This is a genomic window from Paraglaciecola mesophila KMM 241 (genome assembly GCF_000315015.1).
In the GTDB taxonomy this organism is placed as follows: Bacteria; Pseudomonadota; Gammaproteobacteria; order Enterobacterales; family Alteromonadaceae; genus Paraglaciecola; species Paraglaciecola mesophila.
In genome coordinates this window covers 14873-32024 of record NZ_BAEP01000072.1, presented here as the reverse complement: position 1 = coordinate 32024, position 17152 = coordinate 14873, and the positions used below count along the sequence as shown (strand labels likewise).

The 17152-nt window shown below is 44.3% G+C and carries 16 protein-coding genes; 11 read left to right on the top strand and 5 right to left on the bottom strand.

Going from position 1 to position 17152, the window contains the following annotated elements:
- Positions 1-336: 336 nt before the first annotated feature.
- From GMES_RS17330 to GMES_RS17320, 3 genes are all read left to right on the top strand, one after another.
- On the top strand, positions 337-1107 hold the full coding sequence (locus GMES_RS17330) for a substrate-binding periplasmic protein (RefSeq protein WP_006994060.1): 771 nt from the start codon (positions 337-339) through the stop codon (positions 1105-1107).
- Between the two features lie 85 nt (positions 1108-1192).
- Complete coding sequence (locus GMES_RS17325) at positions 1193-2245, top strand: aldo/keto reductase (protein WP_006994059.1); 1053 nt, start codon at positions 1193-1195, stop codon at positions 2243-2245.
- Between the two features lie 63 nt (positions 2246-2308).
- Entirely contained in the window at positions 2309-3493 is a 1185-nt protein-coding gene (locus GMES_RS17320; RefSeq protein WP_006994058.1) for an acyl-CoA dehydrogenase, read from the top strand.
- Here the strand turns inward: GMES_RS17320 and GMES_RS17315 are convergent.
- The 4 genes from GMES_RS17315 to GMES_RS17300 are packed head-to-tail and all read right to left on the bottom strand — an operon-like array spanning position 3450 to position 8423.
- The gene (locus tag GMES_RS17315) at positions 3450-5606 is read right to left on the bottom strand and encodes a putative bifunctional diguanylate cyclase/phosphodiesterase (protein WP_006994057.1); all 2157 of its coding nucleotides are present in this window, start codon (positions 5604-5606) and stop codon (positions 3450-3452) included. The genes GMES_RS17320 and GMES_RS17315 overlap by 44 nt on opposite strands.
- On the bottom strand, positions 5603-6106 hold the full coding sequence (locus tag GMES_RS17310) for a Rab family GTPase (RefSeq protein ID WP_033185251.1): 504 nt from the start codon (positions 6104-6106) through the stop codon (positions 5603-5605). Before GMES_RS17310 ends, GMES_RS17315 begins: the two co-directional genes overlap by 4 nt.
- Positions 6107-6123: 17 nt before the next feature.
- A complete protein-coding gene (locus GMES_RS17305) occupies positions 6124-7881 on the bottom strand; it encodes an OmpA family protein (protein WP_006994055.1) in 1758 nt (585 codons plus the stop codon).
- Positions 7882-7889: 8 nt separating this feature from the next.
- Positions 7890-8423 carry a hypothetical protein gene (locus GMES_RS17300; RefSeq protein ID WP_006994054.1) on the bottom strand — a complete coding sequence of 178 codons (534 nt, stop codon included), beginning with the start codon at positions 8421-8423 and terminating at the stop codon, positions 7890-7892.
- Between the two features lie 221 nt (positions 8424-8644).
- On the opposite strand from GMES_RS17300, the gene GMES_RS17295 reads away from it, so the two are divergent.
- The 8 genes from GMES_RS17295 to GMES_RS17265 all read left to right on the top strand — a co-directional run bounded on the left by GMES_RS17295 (position 8645) and on the right by GMES_RS17265 (position 15750).
- Positions 8645-10243 (top strand): AbgT family transporter, encoded by a 1599-nt coding sequence (locus tag GMES_RS17295; RefSeq protein ID WP_006994053.1) that lies wholly within the window; start codon positions 8645-8647, stop codon positions 10241-10243.
- Positions 10244-10345: 102 nt separating this feature from the next.
- Positions 10346-11428 carry a ferrochelatase gene (hemH, locus tag GMES_RS17290; RefSeq protein ID WP_006994052.1) on the top strand — a complete coding sequence of 361 codons (1083 nt, stop codon included), beginning with the start codon at positions 10346-10348 and terminating at the stop codon, positions 11426-11428.
- On the top strand, positions 11428-11847 hold the full coding sequence (locus tag GMES_RS17285; protein ID WP_006994051.1) for a DUF4112 domain-containing protein: 420 nt from the start codon (positions 11428-11430) through the stop codon (positions 11845-11847). Before hemH ends, GMES_RS17285 begins: the two co-directional genes overlap by 1 nt.
- A 193-nt stretch (positions 11848-12040) precedes the next feature.
- A complete protein-coding gene (locus GMES_RS22860; RefSeq protein ID WP_226990326.1) occupies positions 12041-12787 on the top strand; it encodes an ABC transporter substrate-binding protein in 747 nt (248 codons plus the stop codon).
- Positions 12788-12802: 15 nt separating this feature from the next.
- Complete coding sequence (locus tag GMES_RS22855) at positions 12803-13936, top strand: type 2 periplasmic-binding domain-containing protein (protein ID WP_226990325.1); 1134 nt, start codon at positions 12803-12805, stop codon at positions 13934-13936.
- 48 nt (positions 13937-13984) lie between these two features.
- Positions 13985-14593, top strand: a complete 609-nt coding sequence (locus GMES_RS17275) for a glutathione S-transferase family protein (RefSeq protein ID WP_033185241.1) — start codon at positions 13985-13987, stop codon at positions 14591-14593.
- A gap of 12 nt (positions 14594-14605) precedes the next feature.
- Positions 14606-15265, top strand: a complete 660-nt coding sequence (locus GMES_RS17270; protein WP_006994049.1) for a glutathione S-transferase family protein — start codon at positions 14606-14608, stop codon at positions 15263-15265.
- Between the two features lie 53 nt (positions 15266-15318).
- A complete protein-coding gene (locus GMES_RS17265) occupies positions 15319-15750 on the top strand; it encodes a DUF3859 domain-containing protein (protein WP_006994048.1) in 432 nt (143 codons plus the stop codon).
- A gap of 514 nt (positions 15751-16264) precedes the next feature.
- On the opposite strand, the gene hflC is transcribed toward GMES_RS17265, so the two are convergent.
- The gene (gene hflC, locus GMES_RS17260) at positions 16265-17149 is read right to left on the bottom strand and encodes a protease modulator HflC (protein WP_006994046.1); all 885 of its coding nucleotides are present in this window, start codon (positions 17147-17149) and stop codon (positions 16265-16267) included.
- Between the last annotated feature and the right edge of the window lie 3 nt (positions 17150-17152).

Below are 17152 nucleotides of genomic sequence, written 5' to 3'. Positions count from 1 at the left end.
GATAAAAAACGGGGTTTAACCCGTCCATGGTGATGGAGTCCAGCCCGACATCTCGATAACTGCTCCTGCGTTATTCTACCTTCCACCATCCATGGTGGTCGCCTGTTGGTCGTTCAACCGACTGGCGCAGTGCGGGTTTCCCCCCTGAGTGTCCAACCTGTCAGGCGAGTCACCTAATTTTACTTGGTTTACATTCGTCAATTACTTATTGGAATTGGTATTTTTTATCGCTAAGGTGCGATCTCGCGCAGCATTGCTAACTACTCTCTTTTGCGGATCTGTACAAAAAGCTAAGATTAGCTATTATCAATTTTTGCCTGTTAGCTTGAGCGAGATATGTTGAAAGCGTTATTAGCCTTGTTGTTAATCAGTTCCCTTTATTTACCCGTTTTAGCTCAAGTTACTCCGGCTAACAACATTACCCTGAAAGTGGGTGTGCCTGCTTTTGCCCCTTTCGCTTACATCAACGAAGATAGTGAAATGTCAGGCGTAATGGTGCGATACCTTAATTTACTAACAGAAGATACTGGCTTTGAATTTGAGTTAGTGCTTCAACCATATGCTCGTGTGCTCGGTGGCGTAAAAAGTGGGGAGCTAGACATTGCGCTTATTTTTAAAAACGTACAACTCGAAGGGTATGCTGACTTTATAGGGCCTGTGTCGAGTTCCAATGTCATCGTATTGCCTCAGGCCGCCGTTGACCTACAAACCTATGAGCAATTAATTTTATTAGGGCGGATAGCGGTTGTTCGAAGTGCCAGCTTTTCTAAAAGGTTTGATGAAGATACTAAGCTGCAAAAATTTTCAGTAAAAGATTACAAACAAGGAATAAATTTACTCAGTATGGGCAGAGTGGATGCAGTAGTGGGTTCTGAGGCTGGCATTGAATATAACCTTCAAGAGTTAGGGCTAGATATCGCTAACTTTGGTCACCCCTATGTTTTGGCCCAAAAGGAAAACTGGCTTCACTTTTCTAACAAATCTAAACATCGAACGGTGATAAACCAGCTTAAAGCATCCGTAGCTAAACATTACCAAGATAGCTTGATGTATCAGCTGTATAAAGAGGAGTTCCCAGCCGGTGAAGCCATCTCCAGTTTTCCGTAACACTTGTTCACATTTGAAGTTAAAATGATCTTATTTATATCCGTATAATCAGTGTGTTAAATACCACTATTCACTAGGAATCTGAATGAATTACTCTGAATTGGGCCGCAGTGGTCTATCTGTTTCTCGTGTTTGCTTAGGCTCAATGACATGGGGCGTACAAAATACACAACAAGATGCAGACGAGCAAATTGAATATGCTTTATCTCAAGGCGTGAATTTTATTGATACGGCCGAACTGTATCCTGTGCCGCCCTCAGGGGATAAATACGGCCATACTGAGATTATTATTGGTGACTGGCTGAAGCGTAATCCAATAAGGCGTAAGGATATTATACTCGCCTCAAAAATAGTTGGCCCAGGACTAAGCTATATTCGTCAAGGCAGTCAAATTTCTGCTGAGTCCGTTATGCAAGCCGTTGATGATTCCTTAAAGCGTTTGAATACTGACTATATAGACCTTTACCAATTGCATTGGCCAAATCGTATTTCTCCCCATTTTGCTAAACACGCGGTAGGTCGCGTGCGTTTTTCTGATACTGACCGAGCAGCAGAAACTGCGCAGATGTTGTCTATCTTAGAAGCGCTTAACACTTGTGTTAAACAGGGGAAAATACGCTTTTGTGGACTATCTAATGAAACGCCGTGGGGATTGCAACAATATTTGAACTTAAGCAAAGAGCATGATTTACCGCGTATGGTGTCAATGCAAAACGAGTTTAGCTTATTACACGCTAAAGATTGGCCATATCTGATTGAGAATTGTGTCGCTGAAGATGTGGCATATTTACCTTGGTCACCTTTGGCAGGAGGCGCACTTAGCGGTAAATATTTAAACAACCAACGCCCTGAAGGCAGCCGCTGGACGTTCGAGCAACGTAACGGTATTTTCAGAGACACCAAAGGTACCGAAGCGGCTATTAGTGGTTATGTTGAGGTGGCTAAAGCCCATGGTTTAACATCTTGTGAATTGGCCTTAGCTTGGTGCGACAATGTGGAAGGCATTACGTCAACTATCATAGGTGCGACGAGTATGTCTCAATTAAAAGAAAACATTGCCGCCTTCGCCAAGCCTTTAAGTGAACAAGCACTAAAGGATACGCGCGATGTCCTCAGACAATACCCTGCGCCCTTCTAGTAGTTTGAGATGCGTGCGGCTTTGACCGAACGACTTTGAATAGGCAGAGATTAACGAGGCATTATGAGCAAACAAGCGAACCCTTTTTTTAACTGGCAAGATCCGCTTGCGCTAAATTCACTCCTGCATGAAGACGAAAAGCTGATTCTAGATGTAGCGCATGAGTATAGTCAGCAAAAGCTCATGCCCAGAATATTGCGCGGTAATCGTGATGAATACTTTGATCGCGACATTCTGCATGAAATGGGAGAATTAGGACTATTAGGGAGTACTTTGCCTCAACAATATGGCTGCGCCGAGGCAAACCATGTGAGCTATGGCTTGATAGCAAGAGAAATTGAGCGAGTCGACAGTGGTTATCGTAGTGCCATGAGTGTGCAGTCTTCTTTGGTGATGTTTCCTATTTACGCTTTTGGTAGCGAAGCGCAGAGGCAGCGCTATTTGCCAAAACTAGCCCGTGGTGAATGGGTAGGTTGCTTCGGTCTGACTGAGCCAAATTCGGGCTCTGACCCAGCAAGTATGTTGACTCAAGCCAAGGAAGTCGATGGTGGATATTGTCTCAATGGCAGTAAAATGTGGATCACCAACTCGCCGATTGCTGATGTGTTCGTCATTTGGGGTAAGCTCAATGGTGTGATCCGGGGCTTCATATTAGAGAAAAACATGCAGGGTGTCAGTGCACCGAAAATAGAAGGCAAGTTTTCGTTGAGGGCGTCTGTGACTGGTGAGGTGGTGATGCAGGATGTTTTTGTTCCCACTGAGAACATCTTGCCAAATGTGGAAGGCCTCAAAGGGCCGTTCAGCTGCTTAAATAAGGCACGATATGGCATAGCTTGGGGGAGTTTAGGGGCGGCTGAATTCTGTTGGCATCAAGCACGGCAATATTGTTTGGACAGAGAACAGTTCTCGCGACCATTGGCGGCCAACCAACTGATACAAAAAAAACTGGCTGATATGCAAACCGAAATATCGATTGGTCTCTTGGCGTGCTTGCAGGCTGGCAGGTTGATGGACGCAAACGCCTTACCTCCTGAAGCGATTTCATTAATCAAGCGCAACTCTTGTGGCAAGGCATTAGATATCGCTCGTGCTTCAAGAGATATGCACGGGGCCAATGGCATTTCTGATGAGTTTCACGTTATTCGCCATGTACTCAACCTTGAAGCGGTGAATACCTACGAGGGTACTCACGATGTGCATGCGCTTATTCTGGGAAGGGCGCAGACGGGGTTATCAGCTTTTGTGTAGGGCTTGCACTTAGATAATCACAAAATTGAGCAAAGGGTAAGGGGCGGCTGAACAAATAGCCCTGAGCAAGATTACAGTGATTGAGCTGCAAAAAGTTACGTTGCAGCTCAGTTTCAACGCCCTCGGCAATGACATTAAGTTTCAAGCTGTGAGCCATAGCGATAATGGCTAATATAATAGCTTTGTCATTTTCGTCGCTGACTAAATCTTGCACAAAAGAGCGATCAATTTTTATGTGATCAATCGGAAGCTTTTTAAGGTAAGAGAGTGAACTATAGCCAGTGCCAAAATCATCTATCGATACGCTGACACCGAGCTTCCTTACCTCGGTAAGTAAATACTGCACCTTGTCGTAATTATCGACCAAAACGCCTTCTGTTAACTCAAGCTCCAATTGATTCGGCAGAATGTGACTATTTTGAATTGAGCCTCGGATAAACTCTAATAAATGGCGATCACTTATCTGTCTAGGTGATAGGTTCACGGATAGCTTACAACTGTAGCCCCTATGGTTTAAGGTGCTTATCATTTCGCAGGCGCGAGAAATCACCCATTTACCAATAGGTACAATAAGACCTGTTTGTTCTGCAATCGGGATAAACTCATCAGGGCCGATGCGCTCTCCGTCTAATCGGTTCCAGCGCAGCAATGCTTCCGCCTTTAAAATTGTACCACTCGTTAGGTCTAACATAGGTTGCAAAAATAGCTCAAATTCATGATTAGTAATGGCGCTTTGCAAAGCGTTTTCTAGTTCAATGATGCGTTGAGAGGCTTCTTTCAATTCTTGAGAATAAAATTGAACGCTGCTTTTAGATGCTTTTTTAGCGTTGAAGACCGCAAGATCAGCAAACTTCATCAAGGTTTCAGCGTCGTCTGCGTCCCGGGGGAAGCTAGCAGCGCCTATGTTTAAACCGATTTCACAATGTGTTCCATTGGGTAAATAGAATGGTTGAACAGCGGCGTCAATCAGTTTGTGACCAAGATCAATACATTGCTGTTCAGTAACCGTTTTTTGCCTAATAATTGCAAACTCGCCTCCGCCGATACGTGCAAACATGTCACCTTCGCTAATATGCGGCGTAATGCGTTCAACCAGTTCTTTAATGATTTGGTCCCCACGGGAGTGCCCGTGAATTTCATTGATGCGTTTAAAGTTTTTTATGTCCAAATACAGCACATAGAAGGGCAACGCATTACTAACGGATTGCTCCAATTGCATCCAAAAATATTGGCGATTCGGAATATCGGTTAGAGCATCGTAGTAGGTCAACTTCTCATTATTCTGCAGAAGATGCTTCACCTGAGAAATGTCACTGACCAAAAATACCCAGTGTGTAATTTGCTGGAAGTCTGCTTTGACTGGGTAAATAGATAACTTGATCCATTTTCCTGTTCCCGGCGGTTTTAGCCAAAATAGCTCGCCGCTCCAGCGGCTGCCTGTGCTGATGACCCTTTCAAATTCGGGGTATTGCTTCTCGAATAATTGCAAAATAATTTTATAGGGCTGGGTTTCGGACCGCGTGAGATGAGCATCAAACAGACTGTATAAAGCAGGGTTTTGGCTAATAGGTTGCAAATTAGGTGATAATATTGCGACCCCAATATCGGTTTTTTCGATCACTTCGTTGATCGGTTGCTGAATGCTTTTTAAATCAGAAGACTGATTCAGCATGTCATCTAAACGTTGATGAACATATTCTTGTTGGGCGACAATTTTATCATTTGATAGGAGCAGTTCACGGGCCAACTGAAGTGTCTTTTGGCGCTGTTGAAATTGCTCAATCACATTATGAATGACGATATAGCAATCACCCTTGTCCATACTAGCGTAGGCGTTAAGTTTGAGCTCGTTATTTTCTACTTCCTCGTTCCAAACGCCCGAATCAATTTTTCCATAATCAGCGTACTCCCAAAATTCTTCCGCTTGCATCAAAAAATCATCTAAAAACGGGCTATCAGTAGGGATAGTAAATCTTTTGTTATCTCTTGCACTTGGAAGCAGTAAATCTATCCATTCACTTTCTGCGTAAACGGTTTCGAAGTGTTGTTCGTCAATACGTTTGAAAATACAACAATCAATGATCCCAAGCGCTTTAAAAAGAGATAGTTTCACTGTTCAGCCTCACTTAGTAACTGTAGAGCAAGTGTTGAAAATAGAAGCTCTACATTGTCTCCTGTCTTGGCACTTGTGCAAAATGTATGACTGAAAGGGCTTGATAGCTCAGCTAACTCATCTTCTTCCCAATGCCATTCAGTACTTAAATCTGTTTTATTGATAGCCAAAATGGCCGGTATGTTGGCGACGTCTTTCGCTAAATTGTAGATTTCGATGCCTTCAATCAGCGATTGCGCGCGAGTGTGATCGACCACAATGATGATGGCGGCTGCCCCTCTGAGATACTTAGGTTGAAAGCCACAATAGCGGTCGATACCTTCTATATCCCAAAGCATAAACTGAACCGTGTGGCTCTCGCACTGCACTTGCTTTTTATCTATCTTGACGCCAATCGAAGTGAGATATTTTTCAGAAAAAATCCCCTCAACATATTGTTTTATGAGGCTAGTTTTTCCCACTCCTGAGGCACCCAGTACACATATCTTTTTTTGGATCATAATTTTATAGCTATCCATTACGGCTGTGTCGCGTGAGTTTTTATGACATTAAACAGCACCTTACGAGCACCATTGCCTGCTGCGGGCACGTCAATAATGCCAATGCCGACAGCATTTAGCTTATCGGCTGGGATCCCGCGCATCTGCAATGCATTTTTTACTGTCTGGGCACGTTTAATACTCAATACTTCATTATAGGACCGTGTACCTTTTGCGTCACTGGCGCCAATAACGATGAAGCTCATTTCTAGCTCCGTTTGCTTGGCAAGGCTCAATAGTGTTTTACCAATCTTTGCGACAGTGCCAATGCCGTCTTGCGCTTCGGGTGTCAGTTGCGTGCTATTGCTTGCGAATTCAATCGAAGCGCCGTTAAACTGACTAATTTTGAGGTCGATGAGGGTCTGAATGTTTTCCACGTCATCCATTTGTAGCGTGAGTGGGTTGGTAACGCTAATTTGCCCTAGCAAACTCTCGCTATCCAGCATCCCCGGCAATTGCTGAACGCGATTTCGTAAATCAAAATACTGCTGGTGATCAAGCTCACCACTGATTGAATTGTTCACTAAGGTTAAGCTTGGAAATTGCACCAACACTTTACTGAGGCGACTTTGCATGATGGGTTCTTCAAGAGACAGATAAGGCTTTTCAGTCAAACGCACCATCTCCTGAGGAATATTTTTCTCAGCCAACCAATTGTTGACTTCTTCGGCGTCAGGATCCCTCAGTACATCTATGGATATGTCTTTAATGCCGTTTCGTTGGGCGCGCACAAGCATGATCCCAGCTTCTTGGTTGATACTAGATATTTGATGCACATAGCTCTGTATTTGCCACAGTTTATAACTGTAATAGCCAGCCCCAATCGCGATAAAAAGTAATATTATCCATGCCATCCAAGGTTTTGATTCTTTCCCTTTCTCGCTGTCTTTTAACTCAGAGACTAAGCAATCAGCAAGTTGTTGGTCACAATCGGCAAAGGCTGACGCGTCGCCTTTAAATTCTCTCAGCTGAGGATCATATAACGTATGGATCTCTTCAATCGTTTGCTGTAATTGATTCGCTACCTTTTGCGGCATATTACCCGTTACGGCTGCGACTAAGATGGCACTCGGCCCGGCTTTGAGAACTAAGGTGAAATCGTCGGTTTTGACGATATCTAAGCCTTGTTCATGACCGTCTTTATTTGGCCTGAAAGAGTCTGAAACGAAATCATTGATGGCCGTCAGCATGGACGATATCAAGTCTGCATCACCAGACGATTGCTGATTGTAGGCAAGGGTATTAAGCAGTAAACCTGTTTCCCTATGGATCAAAAAAACCTGCTCTACACGGTAGTTAAATGTTTGACTGGCAATATAAGTGGCGTAGGGGATCCCTGCTTGGCGGGCTTGAAAGCGCCATGTGAGCCCTTTGATGGTTAGGCTGTTTTCAAGTAGTTGGTTGGTTCGTTCGATAAACTCGGTCAAAAATGCCGTAACGGACTTTCTTACTACACTGCCAACTATGGGGTAAAGGTAACCGACAAATTGCTCTTTACGGTTAGACACTGAGTACTCAACTGATTTGTCGACTAATGGCGCCATCACTTTTTTTACGCTACCGTCTTTGTCTTGGCGATCTTTGAAAGCTTCTGAAAAGACCTCACTAACGATCGCTCTAGCATTTTGGCGAAGGGCTTGGGTGATGTGTTGATTATCTTTACCAAACAGAATTTTCCGCAGCTCTTGAAGTTGCGGGTCGTGTTCAGACTCGTTACTACTTCCCTGAGTCGACATGATAGAGGTTACTCATCATCGCCAGTTTCTAAGTTTGAAGCCACGGTAGACAGTAATTTAGCCAACGTTTTGCGATCTGTTTTGCTGGCATTGAGCTCATTCGATACTTGAGTAAGCTGAGCCAAAGCTTGTTTGAGTTGCTCAGAGAACTTATTCGATAATGTCGCTAAGTCGTGATCAATCCGCTTATGTATTTCATCCGTTTCTTGCTTGTTGGCTGCCTCTGCCATTTCCAATTCACTAGAGAGATTCTTGTTCAGTGTGAACAACTCGCTTGCTTTGGCATCTTGGTCTTTATCCGCGTTGAGGAGTTTATCCTCCAACTGATGAACATGGGTTTCTAATGCAGATTGAAGTTGGGAAAACTGCCGGGAAGTTTGCTGTTCTAGGTGTTTCAGCTGGGTTTGTAAGCTTTGCCCTAATTGGTCGATTTTTTGCTCTAAGTCCTGTTGAGCATCACCAAAAACGATTTGCCGAAGTTGCGCTAATTCAGTTGCAGGATTTTGCTTATCTATTTTGTCTTGGGACTGCTTATTTGTCATCTGAATTTCCTTGTGGCAGCAACAATAAAAAGTCTAATTTTTTTTACAACAATAAAGCGTTCTGACTGATATACAAACACTTTTTTATCAAAAAGTAGGCGTTATGACTAATAAAACAGCACAAAATGACTGCCTTTACCTGAACTCTAACGTTTGCTTAGCGAATTAGGTACTATATGCGCGTAACTGTGAAAGCAGAAAAAAATAATTAAGGAGTCGGTTTGCAAGACGCTAACGATCAGAAAAAACAAACAAGCCAAGAGAACCCCACAGGATGGTTTTCTAGGTTTCTTGCAACGGTGGAATGGCTTGGGAATTTACTTCCACACCCTATTACATTGTTTGCTTTACTCGCCACAGCGATTGTCATTATCAGTGGTGTTTTAGGCTACTTTGATGTCAGTGTGGTTGACCCTCGTCCACTTGATGCGAAAGGACGTGCAGCGGATGGCATGATACAAGTGGTATCGTTATTTAACGCAGAAGGTTTGCAAAGAATAGTCACTCATTTAGTCACCAACTTTACAGGCTTTGCCCCTTTAGGCACGGTTTTAGTGGCCTTGTTAGGGGTGTCGGTTGCTGAACATTCAGGCTTATTATCAACCGCCATGCGCGCCATGGTCATGAATGCTTCTAAGCGCATGGTAACTGTAGTAATCGTATTGGCGGGTATATTGTCAAACACGGCTTCTGAGCTGGGTTATGTGGTGTTGATACCGCTGGCGGCGATGATATTTCATTCCTTGGGGCGTCATCCTCTTGCTGGCCTCGCGGCAGCATTTGCCGGCGTATCCGGTGGTTATAGCGCCAACCTATTACTCGGGACGGTCGATCCCCTCTTGTCAGGTATCACCGAGGCGGCAGCCCATATGATTGACCAAGATTACATGGTAGGGCCAGAGGTGAACTGGTACTTCATGTTTATCAGTACATTTTTAGTAGCCGGCTTAGGGGCATTTGTAACGGAGAAAATCGTTGAGCCTCGTTTAGGTAAGTACGATCCTAGTGAAGCCTCAATCGAGTTGGGCAAACAGGAAATGAGTGCCCCAACAGCCATAGAGAAAAAAGCGCTGCGCTGGGCGGGTGTGAGTTTTGCGCTATTGTGCGCTGTGTTAGCACTAACGATTGTTCCTGAAAATGGCATTCTACGACATCCTGAAACAGGAGCCGTTGCTGGCTCGCCATTTTTAAAGGGGATTGTAGCTTTTATTTTTATTACCTTTGCTGTGCCTGGATTCGTGTATGGCAAAATCGCCGGTACCATGAAAAATGATAAAGACGTCATCAATGCGATGTCTAAAAGCATGGGGGCGATGGGGCTTTATATCACCTTAGTATTTTTTGCCGCTCAGTTTGTCGCTTTCTTTAACTGGACAAATTTAGGCACAGTCCTCGCGGTTAAGGGGGCAGAGTTAATACAAACCATTGGCCTTGATGGTCCTGGCGTATTTGTCTTCTTTATCTTAATGTGCGGCATGGTGAACTTGTCACTTGGCAGTGCGTCGGCCCAATGGGCAGTGACTGCGCCTATTTTCGTGCCGATGTTGATGTTGGTGGGTTTTGCCCCAGAGGTTATTCAAGCGGCGTACCGGATTGGAGATTCAGTGACCAATGTGATTTCACCTATGATGAGTTACTTTGGGTTGATATTAGCTATCGCCGCTCAGTATAAAAAAGATTTGGGCATGGGTACATTAATTGCCACTATGCTGCCTTACAGCCTTGTATTCATGGTGGGTTGGACATTGTTATTTTATGTGTGGGTGTTTTTACTAGGCATGCCCGTAGGTCCAGGGGCAGAGACCTATTACACTGGGTAAGTGGCATTTATGTCGTTGCAAAAATCATAGAGCATTGAGTCTATTTTGATGTTTGCAACGTACTTGATGCATTGATGTGTTTAACACAAGTAGAGTGAAGAAATGAAATACCGTTCTAATGAAACCTTTACCCATAAGCAAGCTGATAAGATTGGTGTGCTGCTTACCAATTTAGGCACCCCGGAGGCCCCAGAAAAAGGCGCTCTGAAACGCTATTTGCGCGAGTTTTTATCAGACCCAAGAGTGGTTGAAGTGCCTAAGTTAATTTGGTGGATGATCCTTAATTTGGTGATCCTAAACATTCGGCCTAAGCGTTCGGCCCATGCTTATAGCACTGTATGGACCGAACGCGGCTCTCCGCTTATGTTTCACACACAAGATCAAGCCAATGCACTTGCCGCAAGCATGCAGCAAAAGTATGGCGACAAAGTGGTGGTAGATTTTGCAATGCGCTATGGCTCGCCGTCGATTAAATCTGTGACTCAGAACATGCTTGAAAAGGGGGTGCGCCAATTGTTGTTGCTGCCGCTTTATCCTCAGTATAGCGGAGCAACGAATGGTTCGACGTTTGATGCCCTTGGCGAGGTACTGCGTAAAACGCGTTGGATACCAGACGTCAGGTTCATCAGCCACTATCATGATTTCACGCCTTATATCGACGCAGTTGCTGGTAGCATAACCGAGCACTGGGCAACTCATGGGCGAGCCGATAAACTCATATTTACCTATCATGGGATCCCAAAACGGTATTTGACCGCTGGCGACCCTTACCACTGTGAGTGTTACAAAACCTCCCGTTTAGTGGCGGAAAAGCTGGGTCTTGGCAAAGATGAGTATATGGTGACGTTTCAATCTCGCTTTGGGCGAGAAGAGTGGTTGCAGCCCTATACCGATCACACTCTTAAGTCTTTGCCAGAGCAGGGGGTTAAGTCAGTACAAATGATTTGCCCTGGTTTCTCCGCTGATTGTTTAGAAACGATTGAAGAAATTGGTATTGAAAACAGAGACTATTTTTTAGAAGCTGGCGGGGAGCGTTACGAATACATTGCTGCGCTCAATGCTCAGCCAGAACACATTGCCGCGCTGGAGAGCTTAATTGAAAAGAACCTAGGAGGTTGGGAAAGCCCTGAACGAGACAGTCAATTAAGTGCTGAGTTAGCCACCGCCATGGGGAGCGATAAATAATGAGTACCCCACAAACACTCAAGGCTCCAGCGGCGTTACGTAAAGCACAAAAAATGGCACATTTGCTTGATACCGCTGTGGGCATCCCCTTTACCAAAATCCGTTTCGGCTTAGACAGCATTTTAGGGCTCGTGCCTGGTCTGGGGGATTTAGCGACTGCGGTGATGTCTGCACATATTATTCATTTGGCCGGGCAAATGGGCGCGCCTAAAACACTTCGTATAGCCATGGTGCGCAATGCAATCTTCGACTTTCTGATTGGTTTAATACCATTCGTTGGCGATATTAGTGACATTTTTTACAAAGCGAACCGCAAGAATATCCGACTGTTAGAGAATTGGTGGGTTAAAACCCATCATCAGACGCTTAAATCTCAGGCTGCTGAACATTTAAGTCGCTGGGATAAAGAGTCAAACTAAAGTGAATACGACTAAAGTTAGTGTTAAATCGCTCTCATAGTATAAAAAACCATCTTTTGTCTAATGTGCAAAATCGGTTTGGGTATTTAGCATTAGTAAGTATTATTTGCGGTTTTGTAAGGATGACGTAGCAGCGCGGCGCTGTATTTCTTTGAAGCCCCTTACAACTTGCTTGAGCGAGACATGTATTTATATGAGTAACAGCATTAACATTCTATGGGGAGCTTTATTCTTTCTTAGCTTTTCGGCTATTGCTCAAGCCCAGCAGGTACTTTCCGTAGCGGTTTTGACCACAAACGAACGTCAAAGTGACATATACCGCGGTGTGTTCAACGACTTTTCAACACAATCTAGCCAATACGATGTCAACGTAACCTTCTTTAGTGATAAAGAATTTAAACGCTTATTACCTAAATGGCTTGAAACGGGTGAATTCGACTTACTCTATTGGCAGGCAGGAGAGCGCCTTCGCTCGCTGATTGCACAAGATGTGATACAGCCAATTGACTCTTTACTGCCAAGAGAAGAGTTACAAAGCGCAATTCAACCCGCAGTATTACGCAGTGTTACTCATCAAAGCGCTTCCAATGCAGACGCTGCAACTTACGCGCTTCCTATTGCGCAATACGGTTGGGGTTTTTACTACAACAAAGCCGTTTTTCAGGAACTCAGTGTAAAACCGCCCAAAAACTGGAAAGAGTTCATCGCCCTGTGCCAGCGCATAAAAGCGCAAGGTGCAAATCCATTAGTGCAAGCAGTGCAAGAGAGTTGGCCTGTTCTAGCGTGGCTAGATTATTTGTCGTTAGATGCGGGCGGACTCGAATTTCGCCAGCAACTTATCGATGGCCAGACCCTATCAGGGGCTACGGCAGATATCTTCTTAAAACAGTTCGAGCAATTGCTGTCAAATGAATGGTTTTTTGCGCCGCAGCGCCACTAGACTTGGCAGCAAGTAATGAAAGTGGTCGAAGATAAGCAAGCAGCAATGACCTTAATGGGGCAATTTGCTGAAGGTACTATCGACCCATTGCTGAACAAGGATATCGGCTTTTTTTCGTTCCCTAAGGCTAATCAAATGAATCAAGCGGAGGTCGCTCCACTTGAGATATGGGTGGTGCCACGCTCAGCTAAAAATAAGGCTCACTTGGCGCCATTGCTGCGATTTCTGTTGGCTAATAATAAAGAAATGGCCATGGGGTTTGATTCACTGCCTGTAGTGAATACTCAATTTACTCAAGATTTACCCAGTGACCGGGTTAAGATTGCGGCCAATTCACTAGCAAACTCAAGTACACTGGTGCAGTTTTTTGATCGCGAAGCCAAGGATGATATTGCTAAAAATGCTGCGCGAAGCATCGCGAAAAGTATTCATGAAGATAACTCGGCACCCTTGCGTGAGGGTATATTGAAACGCACTCATATCAATTATGAGACGAATACCTTTGCGCAAGCCGCTGAACTACCTCAACTATATTTTGCCTCAGTAACCGGCTTGAAAGAGTCGTTTTTTGCCTCAAACTTAATGCAAGAAATTTATCAGCAGTTAGGCTATGGCATATCAGTCACACGGTTTGGCTCACTTGAAGCTTCACTTAACGCTTATCGATTTGGCGGGGATGGAGAGTTAATGCGAGTTGATGGTTACAAACATCTTGCTCCTTCTTTGCAGCAGATACCGGAACCTTTAGCCAATGTATCGTTTTATTTGGTATGTAAAGATCTTGATATGTGTGCCACTAGCCTGCCAAAAGCGAGTGAAGTATCAGTTATTAATGATTTACTGGTCGTTAATAACTGGGCCAACGAGAATCAGGTTAAGCTCAAAAAGTACGATACGGTAGAGACCCTATTTCGTGCGTTTAATGATAATGAACAAGGATTAATGGTGCTCGGTGCCAGCGAGATTATTGATAATAAATTGCTCATCAGCAGCAGCACCTACCGAACAATTATTACTGTACCCCTTTACCACTATGTGCATAATAAACATAAGGAATTAATTCCTTTGATTGACAGTGCACTAAAAGAATATAAGAAAACAGAGCAGTACCAAGCGCTGAAAAACCGTTATTGGTTACAGCATCACTGATCACAAGTGTTCATTGCCCAGTGCAGCAACTGACACTGGAGCCATGCAATGAAAATATACGAAACGAAGACCGCACCTACACCCCGTCGAGTGCGGTTTTTTCTGGCCGAAAAAAACATTCCTATGGACTATGTTCAGGTCGACATACAAGGCGGTGAGAATTTAAGCCCTGCTATGCGCGCCCGCAACCCCATGGCAAAAGTGCCCGTGCTAGAACTAGACGATGGCACGTGCATCTATGAATCTGTCTCAATTTGTCGTTACTTCGAAGAGCTGCATCCCGAAACCCCACTTATGGGAACCACGCCATTAGAGAAGGCACAAATTGACATGTGGCAACGCCAATGTGAGTTTGGTTTGTTTATGCAAATAGGCATGTGCTTTCAACACTCTACGGGATACTTCAAAGATCGTATGACACCGGTGGCTGAGTATGGGAAAGTCGCAGGGCAAGACGCCACTAAATTTCTCGACATTTTAAACAATCGGTTAGCTGAACATGAATTTATCGCGGGCGATAAATTCAGTATCGCGGACATCACCGCCGTTTGTTCAATCGATTTTGGCCGAGTGGTTAATGTGCGTATTGCACCAGAGCAAACACATTTACAACGTTGGTACGATGCCATTAGCGCACGCCCAGCCGCTAAAGCATAAAAAGGATACTTCATGTTTGATTTGTATACATCGTCTACCCCTAATGGCTGGAAAGCCTCTGTTGCACTTGAAGAAATGCAGTTGCCATACGAAGTGCACAGTATTAACTTAATGGAGCAAGAACAGAAAACTCCAGCATTCCTAGCACGTAATCCCAATGGCAGAATCCCTGTGCTGGTGGACAAAGATGAAGACAATTTCGCCGTGTTTGAGTCCGGCGCGATCATGCTGTATTTAGCTGAAAAAACGGGACAGTTCATCCCCAATGATGCCAAGGGGCGCTCGCAAGTGATCCAGTGGTTAATGTTTCAAATGGGTGGGGTGGGGCCTATGATGGGCCAAGCCAACGTATTTTATCGTTATTTCCCAGAGAAAATTCAACCGGCTATCGAGCGCTACCAAAAAGAAGGCCGACGTCTGTTCGAAGTATTAGACAGCCAATTAGCAAAACATGAATTCCTTGCAGGGGATTACAGCATCGCCGACATGGCAAATTGGTGCTGGGTACGCACCTATGAGTGGTCAGGCATCGATATTTCAGGCCTTGATAACTTAGTACGCTGGAAGAACAGTATCGAAGCAAGACCGCTGGCACGCAAAGGCACCCAAGTACCGGATAAAATTGACAAAGAAACCTTAGTGCAAGGGGCACAAACCATTGTCACTCGTTAAATCATCTGGCGTAGAACAATGCTTGTATCAAAGAAAGCATCAAGGACAGCGTGATGTCTAAATTACGCTCGTTCTTCGATATCATCAGTTATGGCATATACAAACACTGGGATGAACACGAAAAAGCCTTGCCGAAGATTAAAACCTTCACCACGGACATTCCAGCCGAGCTGGATATCGAATTTGGTTTTATCATCAACTGCAAAAAAGCCAAGGGCAAAAAACTAACGTACTGCATTTACCACCCAGATATTCCTGACGACAAAGGAAATATCATGCCCCCATTCGAAGGCGAGGTTTACGTAGACAACAACGACTGGGACTTCTATCTAGGGGATACCATTTGGCCCCCTTTAGAGAACAAAGTAGGCGACTGGCGAATGGTGATAGAACTAGATGGCAAAATACTGGTAGAAAAAACCTTCAGCGTATTAATAGAACACGGCGACGGCGAAATCCAATTCTGGAAACGACGGGGTTACTGAACGAACGATATAGAAACGATGTAGTCGCCGCTTTTCTTAGTTCACCGACTCAACTCACCCCGATGCTCTTGTCTTGGTGACTTCTTTCGGCTGTTGACAATATTTATGGAATAAATATAGAACAGCTTTAGCTGGCCTTTAGGTAAAGCGCATTGATGCACTTTATAAAAGAAGTGACTGGCTGAGGGTGAATGATCTGTCATATCCAGCAGGGATTGCTGGCACGCGAAGCGTATGTTGTTGTGTGACGCAGGGCATAATAAGCAAAGCGCTTAACTTACGCAGTGTGAGTAAGCAGCGAAGCGGTGCACCGTGGGCGAAGCCCATAAGTGCTCACAGGCCATAAATAAGCATGGCGCGAGTAGGGGAAGCGCAAGCTGTGTGGGCAAATCCCATAAAGTGAGCTAAGTTCACAAGTGCCCGCGGGGCATAAGAAACAAACATAAAAAAAGCGCCAAATTGGCGCTTTCCACGTTCTTTTCAAAGAGCCTTTTACTTAGCTCTTATAAACAGATTAATTTTTACCGGTTTCGCTCTTCATATATTTAAAGAAGTCACTGTCAGGCTCAAGCACAATAACGTCTTGCTTGTTGCTGAAGCTGTTCTTGTAAGCATCCATACTACGTAGGAAATTATAAAACTCAGCGTCTTTGGTGTAGGTTTTAGCGTAAATCTCAGCGGCTTTTGCATCCCCTTCACCACGTAATTTACGGGCGTTACGTTCTGCGTCAGCAAGCATTACGGTCACTTTTGCGTCCATATTTGCTTTAATGAATTCAGCTTTCTCTTTACCTTCAGAGCGATGCTCACGAGCAACCGCGTCACGCTCAGTGCGCATACGTTGGAAAATGTAGTTACGTACTTCTAGCGGTAAGTTAATTTGCTTCACACGTACGTCAACAATTTCGATACCGAGTTCATCTGAGCTATCTGATGCTTGCGCCATCGCTTCGTCCATCAACTCAGAGCGTTCACCAGATACGATTTGTGAAATGGTACGGGTACCAAATTCAGAACGTAGTCCGTTATTTACTTTTTGTTGTAATAGAATTTCAGCGTTGTCTTTAAAGCCACCTGTTGCCAAGTAGTATTTAGCGAAGTCTTTGATTTTCCATTTGACGTATAAATCAACGATTAAGTCTTTTTTCTCTGACGTAACGAAACGGTCAGCCACTTCATCTAATGTTTGAATACGTGCGTCTAGCGTTATAACGCGGTCAATAAGGGGAAGTTTAAAATGCAAGCCAGGCTCGAAAACCACGGTTTCACCGCTGTCGCTATCACGTTGAACTTTACCAAATTGAATCACGATGGCCTTTTCACCTTCGTCTACGACAAATAGTGAGCTAAGGACCAATGCACCTAGTGCGATAATGATGACGATTAAGAAATTTTTCATCGC